This is a genomic window from Ensifer sp. GW101-20A05 (assembly GCF_059424735.1).
Genome location: NZ_JBWKZT010000002.1, coordinates 76,043 through 101,026, shown reverse-complemented (window position 1 = coordinate 101,026; position 24,984 = coordinate 76,043). Strand labels below are relative to the sequence as shown.

Genomic DNA, 24,984 nt, shown 5'->3' with positions numbered 1-24,984 from the left:
ATGAAGGGATGGCTGGCCGGCCTGCGCGGGCCGGCCAATCCTTGTGTCAGGGTCTCGGTTATTGCCCGAGGCGCAGGAAGAGGTCGGCAACGACGACGGAACCCATGTAGGTGCCGACCATCACGCAGATCGCGACGATGACGATCTTCCAGCCCGAGCGGCGGGCGATGGTGAATTCGCTGGCGGTGAGCGCGAGGCCGCCATAGGCAAGCGCCGGCGTTGCCAGCGCGAGAAAGTTCAGGTGTTCAACCTGTTCGCTGACCCAGGCCGCACCCGGGATGCCGGGGATGGTGATGAGGATCGCGATCAGCGACACCCAGGCGACACCAGGCAGGTAGAAGGGCACAAAGCGGGCGAGCGCCAGGCCGACGATGCAGGCGACGTAGAGCGTTGCCATGCCCGGGAGCGCCGTCAGCGGCGAGGTGCCGGTGCCGACCCAATTGGCGATAAGCCCGATGGCGCAAGCGATCAGAAGCAGGCCGGCATGGCCGACGACATCGATCTTGCGCTCGTCTTCGGCGTTAAGAGGGAGATCGTCGGCGTAGTTGGCGGAGGTGTTGGTCTGGTTGGCCATGATATCTCTCCCGATCAGGCTTGAGCGCGACGCTCGGACGGCCGAGCCTTGTTGTAGAGCCACTCGGTCAAGGGCAGCGCGACGAACATGCCGACATAGAGCCCGGTGGCATAGGTCAGGATGTTGCTGGCGGCGGCAAGCGCGAGGATGATGTCCTTCTGGTCGGGCACGGCAGCCACGAGGCCGCCGGTGCAGGCCGCCAGCATCGAGCCGGAGCCGACGCCGCAGGACATGGCGAGCGCACGCACGTCGAAGATGCCGAGGCCATGGACGATCGGCGGCATGATGGCGAAGACGAAGGTGCCGATCAGCGTGCCAGTGGCATAGACGCCCATGGCGCCCGCACCTTCCGGCGAGTTGAGACCGTACTTGTCGGCGATCAGCGCGAGGTTCGGTTCACGGTCGATCGAATAGGTCGCGCCGACGGCCTCGCGGCCCATCTTGAGCAGGAATACCGCGACCGGGAAGGCGACGAGAATCGTGCCGAGATTGCCGAGCTCCTGGAGCACCAGCGCCGGGCCGGCCTCGATGATCTTGGAGATCTGCGGGCCGACGGTCGTTCCGAACTTGGCGATGAACGGCATGATGGCGACGGTGATCATCGCGCCGGAAAGCTTGACCGCATCGCGCGACAGGAACTTGGCGCTCGCCTTGAAAATGGCGGGATTGACGAGGATGCCGAGCGCGAAAGCGTAGAGGATCGGCAGGAAGATGACGGTGCCGATGCCGATCGGAAGGCGTTGAATGCCGATCAGCTCGGAGACGATGACGATCGCCAGCACAAGGATGTGCAGATAGAGCGCGCCCGAGGCGGCTCCGGTTTTTCCGGTCATGATGTTCTCCTCTGGTTGGGAGCCAGTTGTTGTTCTTTGCCCAGATTTCACAGTAGGGGGAGAGGGCAAATTGCGGCTAGCCGGCCGGCAAGCAACGAAGTGTTGCGATTTGAGCAACGGGCTGGCCGTCGCTCCGGCGGCAATCGGGATCAGTCCCGCAGCGCCTTCATGTCATGGCTTCATTCCTGCATTTCATTCCAGCTGGCGTCACGACGAATCGTCGTCGCCTCTGCCCCAGCTGTTGCACAGCGGGAAGGGGGTGCCAAGCGCTATTGCCCCCTCCTTTGCACTCCTCCGGAAGTGGCCAGGCGTCTGCGCGTTGCCGCATTCCATTGCTCCGGGGGTCAGGTGAGTGGCCGAAATAGAATCCTCTGTAAAAATCCCTGGAAAACCCCCATTGAAATCGATTACATTTTCTGGCTTCATAGGTTTCGCAAGATTTGGGAGGATCTTATGAAGAGATTTATCGCCGCAGCGCTTGGCGCTGTCGCTACCATTGCCATTTCCGCTTCTTTCGCCAATGCCGAGACCTTCAAGATCGGCCTGTCCAACGGCTGGGTCGGCAGCGAATGGCGCACGCAGATGATCGACGAGGCCAAGGAGGCCGCGGCGAAGTGGAAGGAAAAAGGCGTCGACGTCGAAGTCTCGGTCCAGAGTGCCAATGTCGACGTGCCCGGGCAGATTGCGCAGGTGCGCAACTTCATTGCCGAGGGCGTGAACGCCATCATCATCAACCCCAACAGCCCGACCGCCTTCGATCCGATCTTCGCTCAGGCGAAGGAAGCCGGCATTCTGGTGATCGCGACGGACGCCGAAGTGTCGTCGCCGGATGCGATCTATGTCGGCATCGATCAGACGGCCTGGGGTGCGGCCGGCGCCAAGTGGCTGGCCGATACGCTCGGCGGCAAGGGCAAGGTCGTTGCCATCAACGGCGTCGCCGGTCATCCGGCAAACGAGATGCGCGTTGCCGGCTACAAGAGCGTCTTCAAGGATTATCCGGATATCCAGGTGGTCAACGAAGTCAACGCCAACTGGGATCAGGCGCAAGGCCAGCAGGCGATGCAGAACATCCTTGCGACCTATCCTGACATCAACGGCGTCGTCGTGCAGGACGGCATGGCCGCCGGGGCCTGGAAGTCGATCATGGATGCCGGCAAGACCGGCCAGATCGCCGCCACCGGCGAAATCCGCAAGGACTTCATCGACCTCTGGGTGAAGGACAAGCTGAATTCCGGCGCGACCGTCAACCCGCCCGGCGTCATGGCGAGCGCGCTCAACGTCGCGGTGCTGATGCTGCAGGGCAAGGAACTGAAGGAGCCGGCAACGGCGGGGCAGTACAAGAACGCCATGTATCTGCCGATCCCGTTCATCGATTCCAAGAACCTCGCGGACGCGGCCAAGCAGCTCGACGGCAAGCCGGGTTATTACTCCTACACCAACGCGCTTTCGATCGACGACGCGACGGCGTTGTTCAAGTAAGCGCTGATCCACCGGGCAGCTCGCATCTGAGTTGCCCGGCGGCCAATGCCGCCGACGGCTCCCAGGGCAGGATCGTATCGGGCATGAAATCAGCTGCAGCGGAGCTCGCCAAGGCGCGACTTGAGGTGGTGCAGCAAGCAACCAAAATGGTGGACAGCCGATGTCGAAACTGAGACTGAACGGCGTGAGCAAGGCTTACGGCGCGACGCTGGCGTTACGCCGCGGCGATCTCGACGTCGCCGCCGGCGAGGTGCATGTGCTGATGGGCTCCAACGGCTCCGGCAAGAGCACGCTCTGCAAGGTCATCGCCGGCAGCGTGCGCCCCGACGGCGGCCAGATCCTGATCAATGACAAGCCCGTGACGATTTCCGGGCCGCAAGCCGCGCGCGTTGCCGGCATCGGCATCTTCTATCAGGAACTTAGCCTGGCCAGCCATCGTTCGGTCGAAGAGAACATCTGCCTCTCCGCCCTGCCGGTGAAGGCCGGCTTCTTCATCGACCGGCGGGCGCTGAAGGCGCGGGCGGCGCGTTACATCGCGCTGTTCGCCGAGGTCGCCGGCGAAGGCTTCCATGCGGAGGCGCTCGTTGGCAATCTTAGGGCCGACCAGCGGCAACTGGTCGAAATCATGAAGGCGCTCGCCAGTGAAGCACCGATCCTGATCTTCGACGAGCCGACCTCGGCGCTCGATCGCGCCCAGGTCGATCGCTTCTTCGAAATCCTGCGTGGCCTCAAGGCGCAAGGGCGCGGCGTCATCTTCATCTCGCACCGAATGGACGAAATCACCGCGATCGGCGATCGCGTGACGATCATCCGCGACGGCGAGACCATCGAGACGCTCAAGCTCTCCGATACCGATCCAGCAACGGTGATCCGGCTGATGGTCGGCGGTGCCAGCGACATGCCGGCGGCCCGGTCCTCGGCGCCAGCGGTGGTGGAAACCCGGGCGAAGGCGGCGATCTCGGTCCGAAATCTAACCGGCAAGGGCTTTCGCGATGTCAGTTTCGAGGTGGCACGGGGAGAGATCCTCGGCCTTGGTGGTCTGCACGGCCAAGGGCAGTCGGCGCTGCTGAGAGCGATCTTTGGCACAAGCGCCGTGACGTCAGGTGAGGTGACGATCGGCGGCGAACGCTATAACGCCAAGAGCCCGCGCGATGCGATCCGGCGCGGCTGCGCCTATGTCTCCGGCGACCGCGGCCGTGACGGGGTCATCAGCGGCCGCCCAATCATCGAGAATGTCACGCCGATCCACTATCTCCGCGACCGGCTGATGATTGCGCGGCCCTCAAGCCTGAAAAACAAGGCGATGCCGGCGCTCGCGGCGATGCACACGAAGTTTGCCAGCCTCTTCCATCCGATCAATTCGCTTTCCGGCGGCAACCAGCAGAAGGTGATCATCGCCCGCTGGCTGATCGACCGGCCCGACGTGCTGCTGCTCGACGATCCGACCAAGGGCATCGACCTCTCGGCCAAGGCCGATCTCTTCGCGCTGATCCGGCAGCTTGCGGCCGACGGCCTCGGTATTCTGCTCTATTCGTCTGAAGACGCCGAGCTGCTTGGCAATGCCAACCGCATCCTCGTCTTCAACGGCGGCTCGGTGACGCGTGAACTGACCGGCGACGATCGCACCCGCTACAATCTCTACCAGGCTGCATACGAGGCCGCGTGATGACATCGACAACGACCGACATGCGAACTTCCGGGGCGGGCGGCCTCCGTTCCTGGCTGGAGCGCTACCCCTTCCTGCCGGCGCTTGTGATCGTTGTTGCACTACTGGCGCTCAACGGCCTCTTCTCTCCGAATAGCCTGAGTTTTCGATCGCTGACTGGACTTCTCAGCACCTATATGGCGCTGATCATGCTGGCGATCGCCCAAACCTATGTGGTGTCCGCCGGAGACATCGACCTCTCGGCCGGCGCGACGCTGTCGCTGGTCAACGTGGCGATCGTCGTCTTGATGGAGCGCTGGGGCGGCGGTGCCGGTGCGGTGCTGCTCGCGCTTGCGCTCGGCGTCTTGATCGGCCTTGCCTGCGGCCTGGTCAACGGCCTCGTCGTCGCAGCCCTTCGCCTGCAGGCGATCGTCGCCACCTTCGCCACCAGCATCTTCTTCATCGGCCTGGCGCTCTACGTCATGCCGGTCGCCGGTACGCCGGCGCCGGCGCTCTTCTGGCACACCTATGGCGGACGCCTGCTCGGCCTGCCTTTCGTCTTCTACGTGCTCGCGGCTCTCGCCGTGCTGCTCTATCTCCTGTCGCGCACCCGTATCGTGACCGAACTGCTGGCCGTCGGCGATGACCAGCAGGCCGCCTATCAGACGGGGCTGCCGGTCGTGGCTGTCCGCATTAGGGGCTACCTGCTCAGCGGCCTCTTCTCGGCGCTCGCGGCCTTCTGCCTGACCGGCGATACGGCCAGCGGCGATCCGCTCGTCGGCGGCAAGATGACGCTCTACAGCGTCGCGGCGGTCGTGCTCGGCGGCAGTGCGCTCGCCGGCGGCTGGACGACGGTGGTTGGTTCGCTGCTCGGCGCTCTGACGATCGGCCTCGTCAACTCGCTGGTCTTCTTCATGGGCACGCCTTCGGAATGGCAGAACTTCGTCCAGGGCCTTGCCATTCTCCTGGTGTTGATGGCCGGCGTGCTTGCCGGCCGGAGGGCACGCGTATGACTGCGGTTACCACCTTCTTCAAACAGCCATTGGTCGTTGCGCTGATCCTCATCGTCGCGCTGCTTTATCTCGGTCAAAGCCTTTCGCCCGGCTTCGCCTCGGCCGACCAGATCCTGCGTCTCCTGATCGTCGCCTCGCTGCTCGGCATCGTCGCCGCCGGCCAGAACGTCGTCATTCTCGGTGGCCGCGAGGGCATCGACCTCTCCGTCGGCGGTATCGTCTCCTTGTCGGCGATCATCGCCGGCAACGTCATGAACGGCGCCGATGGCGGTATCCTGCCGGCGGTGCTGGCCTGCCTGGCGGCCGGCGCGTTCTTCGGCTTCTTGAACGGTCTCGGCGTGACGCTTTTGCGCATACCGCCGCTGGTCATGACGCTTGGCATGCTCGGCGTGCTGCAGGGCCTGCTCGTCGTCATCCGCCAGGGTATCCCTTCGGGTCGGGCCGCGCCGGGGCTTTCGGCCTTCGTCACGCAACCCTTCGCGCTCGGCATTCCCGGCATCATCTGGCTCTGGATCGCGATCGGCCTGTTGATGGCCTTCATGTTGAACCGCACCGTCTTCGGCCACCGCATCTATGCGATCGGCTCGAACGAACATGCGGCCTATATGACCGGCGTCCCGGTCCGCCTCATGCGCGTCGGTCTGTTCATGATTTCGGGCATGTTCGCTGCGATCGCCGGGCTCTGCCTGCTCGGCTATTCCGGCTCGTCCTTCGCCAATGTCGGAGAGCAATACATGCTCTCCTCGATCATCGCGGTCGTCTTCGGCGGCACCTCGCTTGCCGGCGGCAAGGGCGGCTACACCGGCACCATGGCGGGCGCCCTGCTGCTCGTCATCCTCCAGGGCATCCTGACGACGGTCAATATCGACGAATCCGGCCGCCAGATGGTGTTTGGCGCGACGCTGCTGCTCCTGATGTTGTTCTACGGCCGTGGGCGGGCGATGCGGGCATGAGCGAGCGGCCGAAAATCAAGGACATTGCGGAGAGGGCCGGAGTCTCGGTCGCGACCGTTTCCCGCGCGCTCAGCGGCTCCAGCCTGGTGACCGACGAGACGCGCAAGCGCATCCACGAGCTTGCGCGCGAGTTGAACTACCGGCCGAACGTCAGCGCAAGAAACCTGAGGACACGCCGGTCGATGTCGGTGCTGCTCGTCGTGCGAGATGTTGGCAACCCCTTCTATCTCGAGATCCTCAAGGGCGTGGAGGCGACGGCCCGGGCGGCCGGGTACGCCGTTCTCATGGGCAATACCGAGAATGATCCGGATCGCGAGGTCGAATACTTCAACATGCTGCGCGATGGCCATGCCGACGGCATGATCCTGATGACCGGCAAGCTGCCGGAGCCGCAGCCGGGCGAAAGCGCTGCGGTTTCTCACCTTCCCATCGTCGTGGCGCTCGAAATGATCGAAACTGCAGGCTTTCCGCATGTGCAGATCGACAACTCTGCCGCGGCGCGTTCGGCGGTTGAGCATTTGATTGCACTCGGGCATCGCCGCATCGCCCATGTCGCCGGCCCATTGCCGGAGGTGATGGCGATGCACCGGCGTGACGGTTACCGGGCCGCGATGGCAGCCGCCGGTCTGCCGATCCCTGAGGGTTACGAGGTGCGCGGCGACTACCTGCTCGAAAGCGGAGAGGCCTGCGTCGCCGAACTCTTCGCCCTGCCGGAGCCACCGACGGCGATCTTTGCCGCCAACGACGAGATGGCCTATGGCGCGATCCACGCCTTGCGACGGCTCGGCTGCGATGTTCCGGGCGACGTCTCGGTCGTCGGCTTCGACGATCTCTATCTGAGCAAGGCCTTCTATCCGCCGCTGACGACGGTCAGCCAGCCGCGCGCCGATATCGGCCGCACGGCGATGTCGCTGCTTCTCGATATCCTGTCCGGCGACGATGTTGCCGCTGCACCGGCCGTCGTGCTGCCGACCGCCCTCAACATTCGCGGCAGCACCGCGCCGCCGAAGAAATGACCAGAGCGGGATGAGGAAAGTGAGGGCGGTATTCCGCCCGCATCCCGCGCCGACTTCAGAAAAACGACAACCCGGGAGAACAGAATGACACAGCTACCGAAGCAGACGCTGCGTGTGGGTTTCGTCGGATCGGGCTTCATCGCCCATTTCCATCTGAAATCGATGATCGGTGTGCGCAATGTCGAGGTGACCGGCGTCTTCAGCCGCAAGCCCGAAAACCGGGAGAAATTTGCCAAGGAGGTCGCCGCACTTGGTCTTGGCACCTGCCGCACCCATGGGAGCCTGGAGGCGCTGCTGACCGCCGATGATGTCGACGCGATCTGGATTCTCTCGCCCAATTACACCCGCCTCGACGTCATGCGTACTCTCCACAAGGCGGTCAAGGATGGCCGCAGCACGGTGTTTGCCGTCGCCTGCGAGAAGCCGCTTGCCCGCACCATTGCCGAGGCGCGAGAGATGCTATCGCTTGCCGAGGACGCCGGCCTCAATCACGGCTATCTTGAAAACCAGGTGTTCTGCACGCCGGTGCTGCGCGGCAAGGAGATCATCTGGCGGCGCGCCGTCTCGACCACTGGTCGCCCCTATCTGGCGCGCGCCGCGGAGGAACATTCCGGCCCGCACGAGCCCTGGTTCTGGCAGGGCGACAAGCAGGGCGGCGGCGTGCTCTCCGACATGATGTGCCACAGCGTCGAGGTGGCGCGCTACTTGCTCACGGCGCCCGGCGCACCGCGCAACTCACTGAAAATCAAGGCTGTCAACGGCACCGTCGCCAACCTCAAATGGACGCGACCCAATTATGCCGAACAATTGCGCAAGCGCTTCGGCAACGAAGTGGACTACCGCAACCGGCCGTCGGAAGATTTTGCCCGCGCCACGGTGACGCTCGAAGACCAGGACGGTAACGAACTGATGATCGAGGCGACCACCTCCTGGGCCTATGTCGGCGCCGGGCTGCGCATCCAGCTTGAACTGCTCGGGCCGGAATATGCGCTCGAATACAATTCGCTGAGCACGGGCCTGAAGATCTTCATGTCGCGCGAGGTGAAGGGCTCCGAAGGCGAGGATCTTGTCGAGAAGCAGAACGCCGAGCAGGGTCTGATGCCGGTGCTTGAGGACGAAGCCGGTGTCTATGGCTATACCGATGAGAACCGCCACATGGTCGAGTGCTTCCGCAAGGGCGAGAAGCCGCTCGAAACCTTCGAGGACGGGCTCGCCGTCGTCGAGATGCTGATGGGCCTCTACCGCTCGGCGGAAATCAACGCGACGCTCAAGTTCCCGGCACCGGAGCTCGAGCACTACGTGCCGGTCGTCGCGCGCCGAAGTGCCTGACGACCGCCTTTCCTCCCCGAACTCCATCACCAAACGTAGAGGTGTCGAGACGACGGGGCCACGTTCTGGGTCGTGCAGTTCATCGGCGGCGCTATGCGCCCATCCCACCTGTTCTCGCCGCCGCGAAAGACTGCGGCTGCGTGAGGGCAAAACTCTTTCGGAATTATACGCCCATGTCCGCGATCTTTGTTGACGGGGATCAATGCCGCCGCACGGGCTTCTACCTACGCTGATGCTGACCCCAAATCTGGTCGCCAGGAGAAAACCCGATGACATACAAGACCATTCTCGCCGTCGTTGGTGTCGATCATTCCGTGGAGCATCTGCGTTCGGCAGCACAGGTCTGTGCTTCCGCAAACGCCCACCTCTCCCTGTTGATCGTCAAGCTCGCCGCCTCACCGCCGATCGGCGATTATGCCGCCGCCATCTCCATTGGTTGGCTGAACGAGCGGCAGCGTGACGTCGACAAACTCGAATCCTGTGCGGAAAAAGCTGTTGATGTTCTCACCAAGGAAGGCATCTCGTTCGGCGTCGAGACGAAATATACCGAGGTCGCCTGGGCCGATGACGAGATCGGCGAGCGTGCGCGTTACGCCGACCTGACGCTGGTCGGTGATGGCCTGATGCTGGACCCGGAACTGCGCTCCCGCACCATCGACGGGACGTTGTTCAGCTCAGCGCGCCCAGTCCTCATCATGCCCAGGGGCAAGGCCGTGCGGCTTGATCCGAAGACCGTGGTACTCGCCTGGAACTCCAGGCTGGAAGCCGCGCGCGCGGTGCGTGAAGCGCTCGATCTGCTGATCGGAGCCGAGACCGTCTACGTCACGATGGTCGACCCCCGTTCCGCCTATGGCAAGAACGGTGAGGAACCGGGCGCCGATATCGCCGGCTATCTCGCGCGGCACGGCGTTTCCGTCTCCGTCGAGAGACTGCCGAGCGGCGGACATCCGGTTGACGACGTGATCAATCGGTTTGCGTCGGATGTTGCGGCCGACCTGATCGTCATGGGTGCCTATGGGCACTCCAGGATGCGTGAACGCGTCTTTGGCGGCGTTACCCGTTCGATGCTCGAAAACGCCGTGGTCCCCGTGCTCATGGCGCATTGACCGGCAGCGCCCGGAACGGCGCGCAGCATTTGCCTGCGCGCCGACAATCGTTAGCCGGCAGAGGCGGCACGTCCGGTCACATCGTCGATCTCGATTTCGAAAAAGAGATGCGGCGATGCGCCTGCAACCGGCTGTTCACCGGGCTTCAGGCCACCCGGTTCCCACCAGTTGATGCGCTGTTCGAGAAGCGACCAGGCATTCATGCGCTCGCGGTGCCATTGCTTGGTGTCCGGCAGTTCCTGGTAGCGGCCGTGGATGACGACGCTTCGCCAATTCTGCCGATCCGTTGCCGTGTCGACCTGTACGCAGACACGCGGATTGGCGCGCATCCAGTCTATCTTCTGCCCGGGCATCGAAAAGCTGTAGAGCCGGTTGGCGGCCAAAGCATATTGGATGGGAACGATATAGGGCTGGCCATCTCGGGTACAGCCCAGGCGGGCGATATGGTTCTCAGCGACAAGGTCGAGACATTCCTGTCGCGTCATTTCTCTGATCAACATGAGGCTCTCCTCTTCTAAAGAGATCGTCCAACCGCCAGTCTCCGCCGACCAGGTATCCTGGCATTGATCTCGCTCAAGTCTCGTCGATTTCGGCTGCGTCCGTCGCCAGGCCCGAAGGCGGAGACGGATATGCGCCCGCCTCGTCGCTCGAAACCGTCGACGCCTTTCTGACATCGATCGGCGCCGGCCAGCCGCTAGATGCGGAAGCGGAGAAAAAGGCGCTCACGGGCTCGAAATAGGGGGGTGGAACAACGCCATTCGAACGGCGACTGTTAGTGGCACCACTCTAAATCGGCACCGACAGGCCGACCTTGACCGGGTCCATCGTCACGAAGGTGCGGAACCGCCTGATATTGGCATTGCCGAAGAACATTCGCCGCGTAAAGGCCTCGTAGTCGGCCATCGTCGGCACGATGACGACGAGCATGAAATCGACATCGCCGGTCACGTAGTAGCATTGCTGCACCTCGGGCGCGGCGGTGAATGCCACCTTCGCCGCGTCGAGCAGGGCGATCTGCTCGCTCTCGACCTCCACCTCTACCAGGATCGTCAGCGCCTGGTTGACGCTGACCGGATCGATCAGCGCGACATTGGCGCGGATGACGCCGGTTTCCTCCATGCGCTTGATCCGCCGCTGAACGGCCGGAGCGGATAGATTGACCGCTTCGCCGATCTGGCGCTGCGGCGTCGTGTTGTCCTTCTGCAGAATGGCGAGGATCGCGAGGTCGAAACGATCCAGTTCGACCTGGGGTTTTTTCGAAGGGGCCATCCGGTGCCTATCGGTTCATGCGTTCAGAGCGGTTGTGAGCGGAATGCCATGCGTCGGCATACCTGATCTGCTTTACAAACTTGCATCAGCGGTGATCATTTAGAGCGCATTTCTCGCCCGCGATGAAATAGATTTTCGCTGGTCTACGGAGATTGCACCATGTTCCTTGCCAACACCCATGCCGATTTCGGCCATCACCTGCTGCCCGAGGATGAGGACATGCTGTCGCTCGCGGCCGCAGCAGATGTCGAGCGGCAGCTTGCCCGGCGCCCCGATCATCGGCCGACACCGCTTCATGCCTTGCCTGCCTTGGCCAGCGAGATCGGTGTTGCGTGCATCTTCGTCAAGGACGAAGGCCATCGCCTGGGCCTTGGAAGTTTCAAGGCGCTCGGCGGCTCCTATGCTGTGATCCGTCTGGTGATCGAAGAGGCGGAACGGCGTCTCGGGCGCAGCCTCGATCTCGATGACCTCGATCAGCCCGAGGTCCGGGCGATTGCCGGGGCGATGACCTTCGGCTGCGCCACCGATGGCAATCATGGCCGGTCCGTCGCAATGGGCGCCCGGCTCGTTGGTGCGAGATCGGTGATCTTCGTGCATGCGGGCGTCAGCGAGAAACGCATCGAGGCGATCGCTCACTATGGCGCCGAGATCGTTCGGGTGGCCGGCACCTATGACGATTCTGTCCGCGAGGCGGCGCGGGTCTGCGACGAGAATGGCTGGACGGTGGTTTCCGACACATCCTGGCCCGGCTACGAATACATTCCCGGCCTGGTGATGCAGGGCTACACGGCGCTGCTCAGCGAGGCGTTGCGGCAGATGGAAGAGCCGCCGACCCATGTCTTCGTGCAGGCAGGCGTCGGTGGCATTGCCGCCGCCACCGCGGGACATCTGGCGTTGCGCTATGGAGCGGAGAGACCGCGTTTCGTCGTCGTCGATCCCGCACGGGCCGCCTGCCTCTACGAAAGCGCCAAGGCGGGGCAAACCGTCAAGGTACCACATGGCGAGCCGACCATCATGGCGATGCTCGAATGCTACGAGCCGTCGCTCGTCGCCTGGCGTATCCTGTCCCGCGTGGCCGATGCCTTCATGACCGTCGATGATGAGGACGCCGTTTCGGTCATGAACCGGCTCGCGCGCCCGAAGGGGGCTGACCCGGCGATCGTCGCCGGTGAGAGCGGTGGCGTCGGGCTGGCCGGGCTTCTGGCGGTTGCCCGAGATCCGGCGTTGCGGGAAGCGCTCGGATTGACCGCACAGTCGCGCGTCTTCGTCATGAATACCGAGGGGGCCACGGATCCCGAGCGTTATGCTGCCTTGGTGGGTCTGTCGCCCGAGACTGTCGCGAACACACCGAACGAAAGAGGGTGACTCATGGTGGGAATCGACTTTGATCGGCTTGTCGAGGATATGACCGCCTGGCGCCGTGATCTGCACGCGCATCCGGAATTCGGTTTTGAGGAGCAGCGCACCGCATCCTTCGTCGCGGCGAAGCTTCGAGAATTCGGGCTCGACGAGGTCGTGGAAGGCGTCGGCGGCACCGGTGTCGTCGGCCGGCTGAAACGCGGCAGTGGCAATCGCGCCATCGCCCTTCGCGCCGACATGGACGCGCTCCGGATACCGGAGCAGGGAGAGCAGTCCTATCGCTCGACCCGGCCCGGCACTATGCATGCCTGCGGCCATGACGGCCACACCGCAATGCTGCTCGGGGCAGCGAAAATGCTGGCAGAAGGCGGAGGCTTCGACGGCACCGTTTGTTTCATCTTTCAGCCGGCCGAAGAGTGGGGCAAGGGCGCGCTGGCGATGCTCGACGACGGCCTGATGGAGCGCTTCCCCTTCGACGAGATCTACGGCCTGCACAACATGCCGGGGCTGCCGGTCGGCCGCTTCGAGACCCGTGTCGGCGCGATCATGTCGGCGGAGGACAATTTCGAAATCGTGCTGAAGGGTGTTGGCGGGCATGCGGCGCGGCCGCATTGGGGCAATGAGACGCTTGTCGCGGCTTGCGCTACCGTCGTCAATCTGCAGACGATCGTCTCGCGGCGCCTTTCGCCGACGGATATCGGCGTCGTTTCGGTGACCGAACTCTTGACCGACGGCACGCGCAATGCCTTGCCCGGCCTCTCCCGGATCCTCGGGGACGCCCGCAGCTTCCGCCCCGAGGTCAGCGCCAAGATCGAGGCGGAGATGCGCGTGATCGCCAAGGGCACGGCGGATGCCTATGGCTGCGAGGTCGAGGTCAGCTACACACGCGAGTTCGTGCCGCTCATCAACGACCCGGCCTTGACCGGCCACGCCTTTGCTGCGGCGCAAGCGGTGTTCGGGCCTGAGAATGTCGCGACGGCCGCTGAGCCTATGACCGGTTCGGAGGATTTCGCGCGCTTCCTCGAGCACGTGCCGGGCTGCTTCGTCTTCATCGGCAACGGCGAGACGTCGGCGCCGCTGCACAATCCGCGTTACGATTTCAACGATGATGCCCTGATCTTCGGCGCGCGCTACCACGCGGAAATCACCCGGCAGAGACTGGCGCCGACTGAGCCCCGGCCATGAACAGAAATCCGCATGAAAGCAGGACAGCCAAGCCAATGCAGACCATCGATGCCGCGCGCCTCCTCGGGCGTATTCACGATCTTGGCGAGATCGGCCGCGATCCCCACGGGCAATTGACGCGACTGGCCGGTTCCGACAACGACAAGGCTGGCCGCGATCGCCTCGTCGCCTGGATCGAGGCGGCGGGTCTCGAAGTCGCCATCGACCGCATCGGCAATATCTTCGGCACCTGGCGCGACGAGGGTAATGCCGGCGAGGCGCCCATCATGCTCGGCTCGCACGTCGACACGGTCATCAATGCCGGCATCTATGACGGCTGTTACGGCGTGATTGCCGCGCTCGAAGTGATCGAAACTTTGAGAGAGCGCGGTCTGACGCCGGCCCGGCCGATCGTCGTTGCCGCCTTCACCAACGAGGAGGGCGTGCGTTTTGCGCCCGACATGCTCGGCTCGCTCGTCTATGCCGGCGGGCTGCCGGTGGAGAAGGCGCTTGCGACCGTCGGCACAGATGGCGCGGTGCTGGGAGAGGAACTCGCGCGGATCGGCTATGCGGGCAATGTCGAACCGGGGTTCCTCATCCCCCACGCCTATGTCGAGCTCCATATCGAGCAGGGACCGGTGCTGGAGCGCGAGGGCATGGCAATCGGCGCGGTCGAAAACCTGCAGGGCATTTCCTGGCAGCGGGTGACGATCGACGGTGTCGCCAATCACGCCGGCACGACGCCGATGGCGATGCGCTGTGACGCCGGGCTTGCGGCCGCCCGCATCGGCCTTTTCCTGCGCGATCATATAACCCGCTCGAACGCTCCGAGCGTCGCGACCATTGGCACCATGCGTTTCGAGCCGGACGCAATCAACGTCATTCCGTCGCGGGCGGTCTTCACCGTAGACCTGCGCGACCCGGACGAGGATCGGCTGCAGGCGCTGGAGGCGGCGCTTGCGGATTTCCTCCTGCGTGTCGCCGCTGAAGAGGGTGTCGAGATATCGGTCGAGCGCCTGGCGCGTTTCCAGCCGGTCGCCTTCGATCTGGGCATTGTCGCCACGATCGAGGCTTCGGCGAAGGCGCGGGGCCTGAAGAGCCGGCGCATGACTTCGGGCGCCGGCCACGATGCGCAGATGATCGCACGCATCGCGCCGACGGCGATGATCTTCGTGCCGAGCCGCGACGGCATCAGCCACAATCCGCGCGAACACACGGAGGCGGATGATCTGGTTGCCGGGGCGAATGTGCTGCTCGATGTCGTCGAGCGGATTGCTTGCAGCGGCTGGAAAGGCAGTTAGGAATACTCGCGGCGAGAAAGACGATGGTCTGTATCCGTAACTCCGCCGCCACACTCCGGCAGGTCGTGATCGGGATAGACATATCTCGAATGTAAAGCTCTGACGCCGGCTGATCTGTTCTCGCGCGTCAGAACCCGTTCCTACCGCACATCCGGAGTCCGGTTTCGAGAAATAGCGCAGGTCCCCCTCCGTTGCGACGAAGTTGACCTGTCTTCAAGGCTCTCATTTCGTGTCAACGGTCTTCTGCCGGGCAGACGATTCAGGCTGGCTCCGTTCGAAGCGCCTTTCCGGCGTCTGGCGGAAAAGGTTAAGGAAATTGCTGCCGCCGTGCCAGACCTTGCCGCTTGGTCCGTAATCCCGTGAGTCGCGCATCGATGAGTGGGGCTCGCTGTGGCTATCGCTGTCGATGACGGCAGCACCTCCGCCGCCTGCGCCGGTGCCGCCGGGGACGCCGCCTACGCCGCTGCCGTCACCGGTGCCCCAATCGCCACCACCCCCATCGCCGCCACCCTCTGTGCCGTTGCTTCCGCCGCTCCCGACGTTTTCGCCACCTTGGTCGCTGCCATCAGCGCCATTTTCACCATTCCCGCCGACATCGGCGTCGTCCGCATGGGCGGCGGAAATCCAGGAAAAACCCGCGGCAAAACTCCCGCTGTCGTCGAGGCGTGGCAGATCTCCAGCGAGTGCCACAAGGCCGCCTATCGACAGGGCCGTCAGTCTCAGCAGGCGTGTCCTCAAGTCATTCTCCTCGTAAACGGCGTTTTTTTCGTCGTCCTGCAAGAGCGCCGCAGAGGACGGCAGCTTGGCGTGAATGACGGGTCCGCCGGCGGCGACTTTTGCGTGAGTTTTACATATCGTTCAACCGATAAGGGGGCAAGCTATTCCCCCAGGGCCCAGCATCCGCCTTGCCGTCGGAAGGGACTACGAGGCGTCCCTCCCGACGTGTTGCGCTTTAACTCTTAGCTTCGACCTCAGCGACCGGCATATAGAGATCGCCGCCCTCGCGGTATTTCGCGGCCATTGCCTCCAGCCCTTCCTTCTGCGCTTCCGCACGAATGTCGTGCGAGATCCGCATCGAGCAGAATTTCGGGCCGCACATGGAGCAGAAATGCGCGACCTTGTGTGCCTCCTTCGGCAGGGTCTCGTCGTGGAAGTTTCGGGCCGTCTCCGGGTCGAGAGAGAGGTTGAACTGGTCCTCCCAGCGGAACTCGAAGCGGGCGCGCGAGAGAGCGTCGTCGCGCACCTGGGCGGCCGGGTGACCCTTGGCGAGATCGGCGGCGTGGGCGGCGATCTTGTAGGTGATGACGCCCACTTTGACGTCGTTGCGGTCGGGCAGGCCCAGGTGTTCCTTCGGCGTGACGTAGCAGAGCATGGCGGTGCCGAACCAGCCGATCATCGCAGCGCCGATGCCTGACGTGATGTGGTCGTAGCCCGGAGCGATGTCCGTCGTCAGCGGCCCAAGCGTATAGAACGGCGCCTCGCCGCAGACGGCGAGCTGCTTGTCCATGTTCTCCTTGATCTTGTGCATCGGCACGTGGCCGGGGCCCTCGATCATCACCTGACAATCCTTCGCCCAGGCGATCTTGGTGAGTTCGCCGAGCGTTTCGAGTTCGGCAAACTGCGCCGCGTCGTTGGCATCGGCGATCGAGCCCGGGCGCAATCCGTCGCCGAGCGAGAAGGAGACGTCATAGGCGCGGCAGATGTCGCAGATCTCCTCGAAATGCTCGTAGAGGAAGCTTTCCTTGTGGTGATGCAGACACCACTTGGCCATGATCGAGCCGCCGCGGGAGACGATGCCGGTGACGCGATCGACGGTGAGCGGGATGTAGTGCAGGCGTACGCCAGCATGGATGGTGAAATAATCGACGCCCTGTTCGGCCTGCTCGATCAGCGTGTCGCGATAGACCTCCCAGTTGAGGTCCTCGGCAATGCCATTGACCTTTTCCAGAGCCTGGTAGAGCGGCACGGTGCCGATCGGCACCGGTGAATTGCGGATGATCCATTCGCGGATGTTGTGGATGTTGCGGCCGGTCGAAAGGTCCATAACCGTATCGGCGCCCCACCGCGTCGCCCAGACCATCTTCTCGACCTCCTCGGCCATCGACGAGGTGACAGCGGAGTTGCCGATATTGGCGTTGATTTTCACCAGGAAGTTCCGCCCGATGATCATCGGCTCGGATTCCGGATGGTTGATGTTGGCGGGCAGGATCGCTCTGCCGCTGGCGATTTCCTGGCGCACGAACTCCGGTGTCACATGGTCGGGGATATGGGCGCCGAAGCTTTCGCCGTCGCGAGCTATCGCGCGTGCCGCATCGCGGCCGAGGTTCTCGCGGATCGCCACGAACTCCATCTCCGGCGTGATGATGCCGGCGCGGGCGTAGGCAAGCTGCGTTACCGCCTTGCCGCCAGTCGCCTTGAGCGGCGCGTGCTGGAACGGGAAGGTCGGCGTCAGCCGGTCGCCGCTGGCAAAACCGTTGTCTTCAGGACGGACGATGCGCCCCTCGTAGGTTTCCACGTCGCCGCGCCCGACGATCCAGTTGCGACGGAGTCGCGGCAGCCCCGCCTCGATGCTGATCTCCGCATCGTCGGCGGTATAGGCGCCGGAGGAATCGTAGACGGTAACCGGCGGCTCGCCGGAGGTCGGGTGCAGCGCGATCTCGCGCATCGGCACGCGGATATCCGGGTGGAGGATGCCTGATTTGTGGACCTTGCGGGAGGCGGGAAGCGGGCCTTGGGTGACCGTGAGAGGGGTGGGCTTTGTGGCAATATTCATGACGAGGCTCCAAGTTTGCGATTGGAGACCCAGTTCTGATGCCGGAAGGATGAAAGACGCTCCGCCAGGTGCTGGACGCACGGAATCCTGGCTTCGATATCTGCACCGTCCCTACGCCAGTATGAACTGGATCAGGTTCAACGGGTCACTGCGCCACAGCCGGTAAGCCGGCCATCCAGCAGAATCTCAGCCCCTTGCGGGACCCCCCTGGTGAATGCCCAAGAGATAGCCATCGAACGGCACGGGTCGTCAAGCGCGAATTCGCCCGTCGACGAAGATGCAATTTTTGGGTGTATTTTGGCCGCTGACGAGAGTTAGCTGCCGGATTTTTCCGGAACGCCGCGCTCCGCATAGTCGGCTCGGTTGATGCCGTGGCGCTGGAGCTTGTCGTAGAATGTCTTGCGCGGAATACCGAGCGCCTCGATCGTCGCCTTGACGTCGCCGCGCTGGGCGCGAAGCACTTCCTTCAGGATCTCTGCCTCGTAGTGTTCGAGCCGTTCCGGTAGCGCGAAACCCGGCTGTTCTGCTGGCGCAACCGGCTGTCCCAGCGGGCCTTCGACGCCGAGCGCCACGCGTTCGGCAAAATGTGAGAGTTCGCGCACATTGCCGGGCCAGGCATGGGTCATCAGGTGTTGCTGCACTGCCGGCGAGACGTGAGGCACGTCCCGCTTGAAGCGCTCCGCCGCCCGCGTCAGGAAGTGCGAAAAGAGCAGCGGGATATCATCGCGGCGCTCGCGCAGCGGCGGGATCGACAGCGTTACGACGTTCAATCGGAAGTAGAGATCTTCACGAAAGTCCCCGCGCTGGGCCGGGTCGCCGAGATCGATCTTGGCGGCGGCGATGACGCGAATATCGACGGGGCGCACCTGGTTGGTGCCGAGCGGCGTGATCTCGCGGGCTTCGAGAACGCGCAGCATCTTGACCTGGGTCGCCGGCGGCATCGCCTCGATCTCGTCGAGGAATAGCGTGCCGCCGCTCGCGTGTTCGATCCGGCCCACACGCTTCTTCAGGGCGCCGGTGAAGGCGCCCTGTTCGTGACCGAAGAGTTCGCTCTCGATCACCGTTTCCGGCAGCGCGCCGCAGTTCAGCGCCACGAAATTGCCGTCGCGGCGCCGGCTCCAATTGTGGAGCAGCGTCGCGACCACCTCCTTGCCGCTGCCGGTTTCACCGGCGACGAGCACGTCGACATCCGTGTCGGCGATGTGCCGGATCGTCTGGCGCAAGCGCTCCATGACCGGCGTCTGGCCGATCAGCGGCAGGCTGTCGCCGGCCGTTTCGGCCGCCCGTTTGAGCGCGCGGTTCTCCATGACGAGACTGCGCTTTTCCAGCGCGCGGCGCACGCTCTGCACCAGCCGGTCGGCGGCAAAGGGTTTTGGGATGAAGTCGTAGACGCCATCCTGCAGCGCCTGAACTGCCATCGGTATGTCGCCGTGGCCGGTCACCAGGATCACGGGCAGGTCGGCATCGAAGGCAGCGATGCGGCGAAAGAGCTGCAGCCCGTCGATGCCGGGCATGCGGATATCACTGACGACAATGCCATCAAAATTCGCGTCGAGGGTTCCCAAGGCTTCGGCGGCGCTTGCAAGCGAAGTGACGGCGAATCCGGCGAGCTCCAGCGTCTGCGTCATCGCCTTGCGCAGATCGTTGTCGTCGTCGATGAGGTAGACGGATGGCTGCATCGCTCAGGCCCTCTTCAGGCGCACCGTGAAGACGGTGCCCTTGTCGCTGGTTTCGACTGATATCTCGCCGCCATAGTCGGCGACGATCTCCTGGGAGATGGCGAGTCCAAGGCCGAGCCCTTCGTCCTTCGAGGTGTTGAACGGCGTGAACAGATCCTCGCGGATATGCTGTGGTATGCCGGGGCCGTTGTCGGTAACGACAAGCAAGACCGTGCCGGAAGGGTCCTCCTCACAGCGCACGCGGATCTCGGCATCGCTGCGCTCGCCGAGTGCCTCCAAGGCATTCTGCAGGAGATTGATCAGGACCTGTTCAAGACGGATGCGGCTGCCGTAAACGCTGAGCCCGTTTTCCGGCAGGTCGATGACGATGGCATCCATGCGGCCGGCAAAGCGGCTGCGAAGCAGCATCAAGGCGCCCTCGATCACCTCGCGCATCGGTGTCGGCTCGGCGACGAAGCGGCCCTTGCGGGCAAAGCTGCGGAGTTCGTCGGTGATGGTACCGACCCTTTCGGTCAGCTCGGCGATGCTGACGAGGTTCTCCACCGCCGTTTGCTGCTGCCCCCGGTCGAGGAAGGTGCGGGCATTGTCGGCATAGGCGCGGATGGTCGCGACCGGCTGGTTGATCTCGTGGGCGACGCCGGCGGCCACCTGGCCGAGGATCGCCAGACGGTTCGCCTGAACCAGTTCCTGCTGCACGGCCTGGAGCTTCTCGCCGGTGCGCCGGTGATCGGCAATCTCCGTTTCGAGATGATCACGCGCAAGGCTGAGATCCTGGGTGCGCTCCGCCACGCGGTGCTCCAGTTCATCGCGCGCGGCACGCTCCCTTGTCGCAACCAAGGTCAGGGCCTGGCGACGACGCAGGAGGAAGGCCGCAAGCGCAAGCAGCGGCACGATCACGGCCAGCGCAATCAGCCGGGCCTCGCGGGTTGCCGCCGAGACCGCCCCATCCAATGGCGCCAGTTGCTCCAGCCGCCAGCTCGTGGTCGGAACCATGGTTTCGACCCGCAGGAACCGCCGCTCGCTGTCGCCGGGCAGCAGCGCATGCAGCTCGCTGGAGCCGTCGCTGGTCGGCTCGATGTCGCGGAACGGCAGCGGCAGCAGCGAGGCATCGCCGAATTGCAGGCTGTCGCGGATCGCAGCGACACGATCGCGCGGAATGGTTCTGGTGGTCATGAAGCGCCAGGACGGGAAACTGGTGATGAGCACGATGCCGCGCCGGTCGGTAACATAGACCGGCTTGCCGGAGGCGAGCCACTCCGCTTCCACATCGTCGAACTCGAGCTTGGCGACGACGACGCCGATCGGGCCGTCCTGCCCCTGCACCCGCCGGGAGATATAGAGTCCCGGCCGTTTGCTGACCGTGCCCATGGCGAAATGCTCCGCCTTGCCGTCCCGCATCGCCATGCGGAAATATTCGCGGAAGGCGTAGTCGTTGCCGACGAAGCTCGTCGGCTCACGCCAGTTGCTGGCGGCGACCGCGACGCCGTCGTTGCCGATCACATAAATGACGGCGGCGTCCGTGTTGGCGGCAAGTGCCTGCAGCTTCTCGTTCAACCGCTGCAGCGCCTGGCCGTCGCGGGTCGAAAGCGCTGCTTTCACCTCGACGTCGTCGGCCAGCACCAGCGGCGTCGAGCGCTGACGTTCGAGCACGGCGCGCAGCAGCGAGGCTTTCAGATTGGCATCGATCCGGCTCTGGGCGTCGACGGTTTCGAGCGCCTGGTTGCGTCCATATTCACCGGCGAACAGAAGGCCGGCGACGAGCAGCGCCAGAGCGAGGCCGGCGAACACCAGCCAGGTGCGGCGCATCGACCGGTCGAGATCTGCCAGGTTGAGGGGGGCGGATAGGGCACTGAACATGGCGCGATTGTGCATTTTTTCGCTCAGACTTCCAGGTGACCTGTGCGGAAATCCGCTCAACTCTTTGTGCGTGTCGAGCCGTGTGAACGAAACATCCACGTCGATTCAAGGGCTTGGCTCTCGCCGCAGAGAACTGGCACGCCCGTTGCAAATGACATCCTCATGACAGCCCGAGCTGTCGCGCATCGGAAATTGACCCGGGAGGCCCGGCATGACGCCGGACTGGGTCCAGTGGAGGATATCATGATTATCGACCAATCCGCGGAACCGCGCGGCAAGACACCTTTCTATCGTCATCTCTATGTCCAGGTGCTGGCGGCGATCGCCGCGGGCATCCTGCTCGGCCATTTCTATCCGTCGCTCGGCACCGAGCTGAAGCCGCTCGGCGATGCCTTCATCCGCCTCGTCAAGATGATCATCGCCCCGGTCATCTTCCTCACGGTTGCGACCGGCATTGCCGGCATGACCGATCTCGCCAAGGTCGGCCGCGTCGCCGGGAAGGCGATGATCTACTTCCTGACCTTTTCGACGCTGGCGCTGATCATCGGCCTGATCGTCGCCAATGTCGTTCAGCCGGGCGCCGGCATGCACATCGATCCGGCGTCGCTCGACGCCAAGGCGGTGACGACCTTTGCCGAGAAGGCACATGAGCAGACGATCACCGGCTTCCTGATGAACATCATCCCGACGACACTGGTCGGTGCCTTTGCCGATGGCGACATCCTGCAGGTGCTGTTCATCTCCGTGCTCTTCGGTCTTGCGCTGGCGATGGTCGGCAAGAAGGCTGAGCCAGTCGTCGATTTCCTGCACGCGCTGACGCTGCCGGTCTTCAAGCTCGTCGGCATCCTGATGAAGGCCGCCCCGATCGGCGCCTTCGGCGCCATGGCGTTCACCATCGGCAAATACGGCGTTGCCTCGATCGCCAATCTGGCGATGTTGATCGGCACCTTCTACTTGACGTCCTTCCTCTTCGTCTTCCTGGTTCTCGGCGCCGTCGCCCGCTACAACGGCTTCTCGATCATCGCGCTGATCCGCTACATCAAGGAAGAACTGCTGCTGGTTCTCGGCACATCCTCGTCGGAAGCGGCACTGCCGGGCCTGATGAGCAAGATGGAAAAGGCCGGCTGCAAGCGCTCGGTCGTCGGCCTGGTCATTCCGACCGGCTACTCCTTCAACCTCGACGGCACCAACATCTACATGACGCTGGCGGCCCTCTTCATCGCCCAGGCCATGGATATCCAACTGTCGCTCGGCGACCAGGTGCTGCTGCTGCTCGTCGCCATGCTGAGCTCCAAGGGTGCCGCCGGCATCACCGGCGCCGGTTTCATCACGCTGGCCGCAACGCTCTCGGTCGTTCCCGCCGTTCCGGTTGCCGGCATGGCACTCATCCTCGGCATCGACCGCTTCATGTCGGAATGCCGCGCACTCACCAACTTCGTCGGCAATGCGGTCGCGACGATCGTCGTTGCGAAGTGGGAAGGCGAGCTGGACGAGGCACAGATGGCGGCTGTCCTTGGTGGTCGCACGCCGGAAGCGCTGCCGCAGCCGGCACTGCAGCCGGCCGAATAAGCTTGCCTCCCAAGGCATGACTGCCTAAGCGCAGTCCGAACGCGGCCCGTGGCAACACGGGCCGCGTCGTCGTTTGGGCTCATTGCCCGCTCAGCGTCATCTTCGGTTTATCAGGCGCACCACCGTTCAAGTAGGCGATGAACTCCCTAAGCATCGGCACCCGGCGCGGGCGGAAGCTCTCGTCCGCCATGCGGACATCGGCGATGCGATCGACGCGGAATTTGCGGTAGTCCTGCCGGAGGCAGCACCAGGCGAGCAGCACCAGCACCCGCTCCAGATAGACGATCGCCAGCGGCAGCACCTGCCGGTCGGTCCTCTGTTGCCCAGCGTCCACATAGCCGATGACGACCGCGCGCTCCTGCCAGCAGGCTTCGCGCAGCAGGCTGACATCGGCCACCGGTGGATCCCGGCGTTCGAAGCGATAGACCTGCGATGCGGCGTGCAGCGCCTGGCGCTGCAACCGGTCGGGCAGCGTCGCCGTGATCTTCGAAAGCACAGCGCCTGCCGCGGCCGCGAGATCAGGCTCGCCCATGTGCTGCACTTCGGCGAGGCCGAGCACCAGTGCCTCGATTTCGAGACGTGTGAAGGTCTGGGGTGGCAAGGCGATGTCCTCCGTCAGCCGGTAGCCGAAGCCCCGCTCGCCATCGATGACGGCGCCGGCGGCGCGCAGGCTGTCGATGTCCCGGTAAAGCGAGCGCAACGACACACCGGTCTCCTCGGCGAGCCGAGCGGCCGTCACCGGGGAAGGGAGGGTGCGCAGCGCCTGCAGCAGGCGGAACAAACGATCACTACGGGCCATGACTGAAGATAGACGAAGCCTACTGACGGAAACTGACAGTTGGGCAACTGTATAGGTTCCGCATTCGCTAACGCAACCGAGGACTTCATCATGCTGACGCTCTTTCACGCCCCGCGCTCGCGCTCGTCGCGCATCATCACGCTGCTTCGCGAACTCGACGCCCTCGACAAGGTCGAAATCAAGATCGTCGACATCACCCGCGGCGACGGCAGTGGCCGGAAGGACCCGGCGAACCCGCATCCGGAAGGCAAGGTGCCGCTACTCGTTCATGACGGCGTCGTGCTGTGGGAAAGCATTGCGATCATTCAGTATCTGACCGATCTCTTTCCGGAAAAGAAGCTGGCGCCGCCTGTCGGCGACCCGCAGCGCGGCCGTTATCTGAGCTGGCTTGCCTGGTATGCCGGCGTCGTCGAGCCGGTGCTGATCACGCAGGCGGCGGGGCTTTCGCATCCCTATCTGGATAGCACCTTCCGCGGTCCGGAACAGATGGCACAGCGCCTTGAAAACGCGCTGAAGGACAGGCCCTATCTGATGGGCGAACACTACTCGGCGGTCGACCTGCTGCTGCATTCGCCCTTTGCCTGGTATCCTGCAGCGACACCGGACAGCGCGGTCGTCAAGGCGTGGGTCGAACGCTGCGGGCAGCGCCCGTCGCTGCAATGGACAGCCGACTACGACACTCGCACCGCGGCCGCGGCCTGACTGCGCTGAGTGGCCGCTCTCGTCGAGGGCGGCACTTCTTCCGCTATTTTCGCTTGAGGTTGATCTCGCTCGTCACCACCCGCTTGCCGGAAGCTGGGTCGACATCAACCGTCGTCAACTGCATGCCGTCGGCGCCGATCTTGCGTACGGTCAGGTCGGCGCGGCGGTCGCCGTTGACTTCCTTAGCCCAACGGATGGTCAGATTGATCGCATCGCCGCGGCGACTGCCGTTGAGACCGGCACGGCCGCCGCGCGGGCCGAGATAAGAGCCGCTATAGGTTGAGCCTGTATAGCGAAGCTTCGCGTCGATGGAGCGTGAGATCAGCAACATGCCCCGGCAGACACCGGCCATCGACAGCGCGAGGCCGATTGCTTCGGAATTGAAGCTGCAGGACACGTTGACTGGCGACATGTTGGTCCGGATACGGACGACGCCGCTGCCCGCCCAGCTCCCGCCCAAGGACTTCAGGAACGCGCCCTCGTCCGCGCGCGCAACGCCGGCGGCGCATGCGGTCATGACGACAAGCAACAGCCATCGTGGCATGGATGCAACCCTCCGTTCAG

The 24,984-nt window shown here is 63.9% G+C and carries 22 protein-coding genes and 1 riboswitch; of the genes, 12 read left to right on the top strand and 10 right to left on the bottom strand.

Going from position 1 to position 24,984, the window contains the following annotated elements; translation table 11 throughout:
- Positions 1-58 precede the first annotated feature (58 nt).
- Positions 59-574, bottom strand: a complete 516-nt coding sequence (locus AC070A_RS05565) for a hypothetical protein (RefSeq protein WP_113132475.1) — start codon at positions 572-574, stop codon at positions 59-61.
- Positions 575-588: 14 nt separating this feature from the next.
- Entirely contained in the window at positions 589-1,407 is an 819-nt protein-coding gene (locus AC070A_RS05560; RefSeq protein WP_057251778.1) for a DUF3100 domain-containing protein, read from the bottom strand.
- A 453-nt stretch (positions 1,408-1,860) separates the two neighbouring features.
- Here AC070A_RS05560 and AC070A_RS05555 point away from each other — a divergent pair, with 453 nt between their 5' ends.
- The 7 genes from AC070A_RS05555 to AC070A_RS05525 all read left to right on the top strand — a co-directional run bounded on the left by AC070A_RS05555 (position 1,861) and on the right by AC070A_RS05525 (position 9,948).
- Positions 1,861-2,886: an ABC transporter substrate-binding protein gene (locus AC070A_RS05555; protein WP_057251777.1), complete on the top strand. Its 1,026-nt coding sequence runs from the start codon at positions 1,861-1,863 to the stop codon at positions 2,884-2,886.
- Positions 2,887-3,046: 160 nt separating this feature from the next.
- Entirely contained in the window at positions 3,047-4,552 is a 1,506-nt protein-coding gene (locus AC070A_RS05550; RefSeq protein ID WP_057251776.1) for a sugar ABC transporter ATP-binding protein, read from the top strand.
- Complete coding sequence (locus tag AC070A_RS05545; protein WP_057251775.1) at positions 4,552-5,544, top strand: ABC transporter permease; 993 nt, start codon at positions 4,552-4,554, stop codon at positions 5,542-5,544. Before AC070A_RS05550 ends, AC070A_RS05545 begins: the two co-directional genes overlap by 1 nt.
- Positions 5,541-6,497, top strand: a complete 957-nt coding sequence (locus tag AC070A_RS05540; protein ID WP_057251774.1) for an ABC transporter permease — start codon at positions 5,541-5,543, stop codon at positions 6,495-6,497. The genes AC070A_RS05545 and AC070A_RS05540 overlap by 4 nt, the downstream gene beginning before the upstream one ends.
- Positions 6,494-7,513 (top strand): LacI family DNA-binding transcriptional regulator, encoded by a 1,020-nt coding sequence (locus tag AC070A_RS05535; protein WP_057251773.1) that lies wholly within the window; start codon positions 6,494-6,496, stop codon positions 7,511-7,513. Before AC070A_RS05540 ends, AC070A_RS05535 begins: the two co-directional genes overlap by 4 nt.
- Before the next feature lie 84 nt (positions 7,514-7,597).
- Positions 7,598-8,842, top strand: a complete 1,245-nt coding sequence (locus tag AC070A_RS05530) for a Gfo/Idh/MocA family protein (RefSeq protein WP_057251772.1) — start codon at positions 7,598-7,600, stop codon at positions 8,840-8,842.
- A gap of 269 nt (positions 8,843-9,111) precedes the next feature.
- On the top strand, positions 9,112-9,948 hold the full coding sequence (locus AC070A_RS05525; protein WP_113479704.1) for a universal stress protein: 837 nt from the start codon (positions 9,112-9,114) through the stop codon (positions 9,946-9,948).
- Positions 9,949-9,998: 50 nt separating this feature from the next.
- Here AC070A_RS05525 and AC070A_RS05520 read toward each other — a convergent pair whose 3' ends face one another.
- Both AC070A_RS05520 and AC070A_RS05515 read right to left on the bottom strand, forming a co-directional pair.
- Positions 9,999-10,448, bottom strand: coding sequence for a pyridoxamine 5'-phosphate oxidase family protein (locus tag AC070A_RS05520; protein ID WP_057251770.1), 450 nt, complete (start codon positions 10,446-10,448; stop codon positions 9,999-10,001).
- A gap of 286 nt (positions 10,449-10,734) precedes the next feature.
- The gene (locus AC070A_RS05515) at positions 10,735-11,217 is read right to left on the bottom strand and encodes an Lrp/AsnC family transcriptional regulator (RefSeq protein WP_057251769.1); all 483 of its coding nucleotides are present in this window, start codon (positions 11,215-11,217) and stop codon (positions 10,735-10,737) included.
- A gap of 159 nt (positions 11,218-11,376) precedes the next feature.
- Here AC070A_RS05515 and AC070A_RS05510 point away from each other — a divergent pair, with 159 nt between their 5' ends.
- Genes AC070A_RS05510 through AC070A_RS05500 form a run of 3 tightly spaced genes read left to right on the top strand, consistent with a single transcriptional unit; the run spans position 11,377 to position 15,041 of the window.
- Positions 11,377-12,582: a diaminopropionate ammonia-lyase gene (locus AC070A_RS05510; RefSeq protein WP_113479706.1), complete on the top strand. Its 1,206-nt coding sequence runs from the start codon at positions 11,377-11,379 to the stop codon at positions 12,580-12,582.
- A gap of 3 nt (positions 12,583-12,585) precedes the next feature.
- Positions 12,586-13,761 (top strand): M20 aminoacylase family protein, encoded by a 1,176-nt coding sequence (locus AC070A_RS05505; RefSeq protein ID WP_113479707.1) that lies wholly within the window; start codon positions 12,586-12,588, stop codon positions 13,759-13,761.
- Between the two features lie 35 nt (positions 13,762-13,796).
- The gene (locus tag AC070A_RS05500; RefSeq protein ID WP_113479708.1) at positions 13,797-15,041 is read left to right on the top strand and encodes a Zn-dependent hydrolase; all 1,245 of its coding nucleotides are present in this window, start codon (positions 13,797-13,799) and stop codon (positions 15,039-15,041) included.
- Between the two features lie 222 nt (positions 15,042-15,263).
- Here AC070A_RS05500 and AC070A_RS05495 read toward each other — a convergent pair whose 3' ends face one another.
- The 4 genes from AC070A_RS05495 to AC070A_RS05480 all read right to left on the bottom strand — a co-directional run bounded on the left by AC070A_RS05495 (position 15,264) and on the right by AC070A_RS05480 (position 21,365).
- The gene (locus AC070A_RS05495; RefSeq protein WP_156414670.1) at positions 15,264-15,779 is read right to left on the bottom strand and encodes a hypothetical protein; all 516 of its coding nucleotides are present in this window, start codon (positions 15,777-15,779) and stop codon (positions 15,264-15,266) included.
- A 214-nt stretch (positions 15,780-15,993) separates the two neighbouring features.
- Positions 15,994-17,814, bottom strand: a complete 1,821-nt coding sequence (gene thiC, locus AC070A_RS05490) for a phosphomethylpyrimidine synthase ThiC (RefSeq protein ID WP_057251765.1) — start codon at positions 17,812-17,814, stop codon at positions 15,994-15,996.
- A 90-nt stretch (positions 17,815-17,904) separates the two neighbouring features.
- Positions 17,905-18,033, bottom strand: a riboswitch (TPP riboswitch).
- A gap of 95 nt (positions 18,034-18,128) precedes the next feature.
- The gene (locus AC070A_RS05485; protein WP_057251764.1) at positions 18,129-19,493 is read right to left on the bottom strand and encodes a sigma-54-dependent transcriptional regulator; all 1,365 of its coding nucleotides are present in this window, start codon (positions 19,491-19,493) and stop codon (positions 18,129-18,131) included.
- 3 nt (positions 19,494-19,496) lie between these two features.
- Positions 19,497-21,365 (bottom strand): sensor histidine kinase, encoded by a 1,869-nt coding sequence (locus tag AC070A_RS05480; protein ID WP_113480178.1) that lies wholly within the window; start codon positions 21,363-21,365, stop codon positions 19,497-19,499.
- A 228-nt stretch (positions 21,366-21,593) separates the two neighbouring features.
- Between AC070A_RS05480 and AC070A_RS05475 the strand changes: the two genes are divergently transcribed.
- The gene (locus AC070A_RS05475; RefSeq protein WP_057251763.1) at positions 21,594-22,919 is read left to right on the top strand and encodes a dicarboxylate/amino acid:cation symporter; all 1,326 of its coding nucleotides are present in this window, start codon (positions 21,594-21,596) and stop codon (positions 22,917-22,919) included.
- Between the two features lie 79 nt (positions 22,920-22,998).
- Here the strand turns inward: AC070A_RS05475 and AC070A_RS05470 are convergent, their stop codons facing one another.
- Complete coding sequence (locus tag AC070A_RS05470; protein ID WP_057251762.1) at positions 22,999-23,718, bottom strand: helix-turn-helix transcriptional regulator; 720 nt, start codon at positions 23,716-23,718, stop codon at positions 22,999-23,001.
- Positions 23,719-23,808: 90 nt separating this feature from the next.
- Here AC070A_RS05470 and AC070A_RS05465 point away from each other — a divergent pair, with 90 nt between their 5' ends.
- Positions 23,809-24,420 (top strand): glutathione S-transferase family protein, encoded by a 612-nt coding sequence (locus AC070A_RS05465; RefSeq protein ID WP_057251761.1) that lies wholly within the window; start codon positions 23,809-23,811, stop codon positions 24,418-24,420.
- A 43-nt stretch (positions 24,421-24,463) separates the two neighbouring features.
- Here AC070A_RS05465 and AC070A_RS05460 read toward each other — a convergent pair whose 3' ends face one another.
- Positions 24,464-24,964: a hypothetical protein gene (locus AC070A_RS05460; protein ID WP_057251760.1), complete on the bottom strand. Its 501-nt coding sequence runs from the start codon at positions 24,962-24,964 to the stop codon at positions 24,464-24,466.
- Between the last annotated feature and the right edge of the window lie 20 nt (positions 24,965-24,984).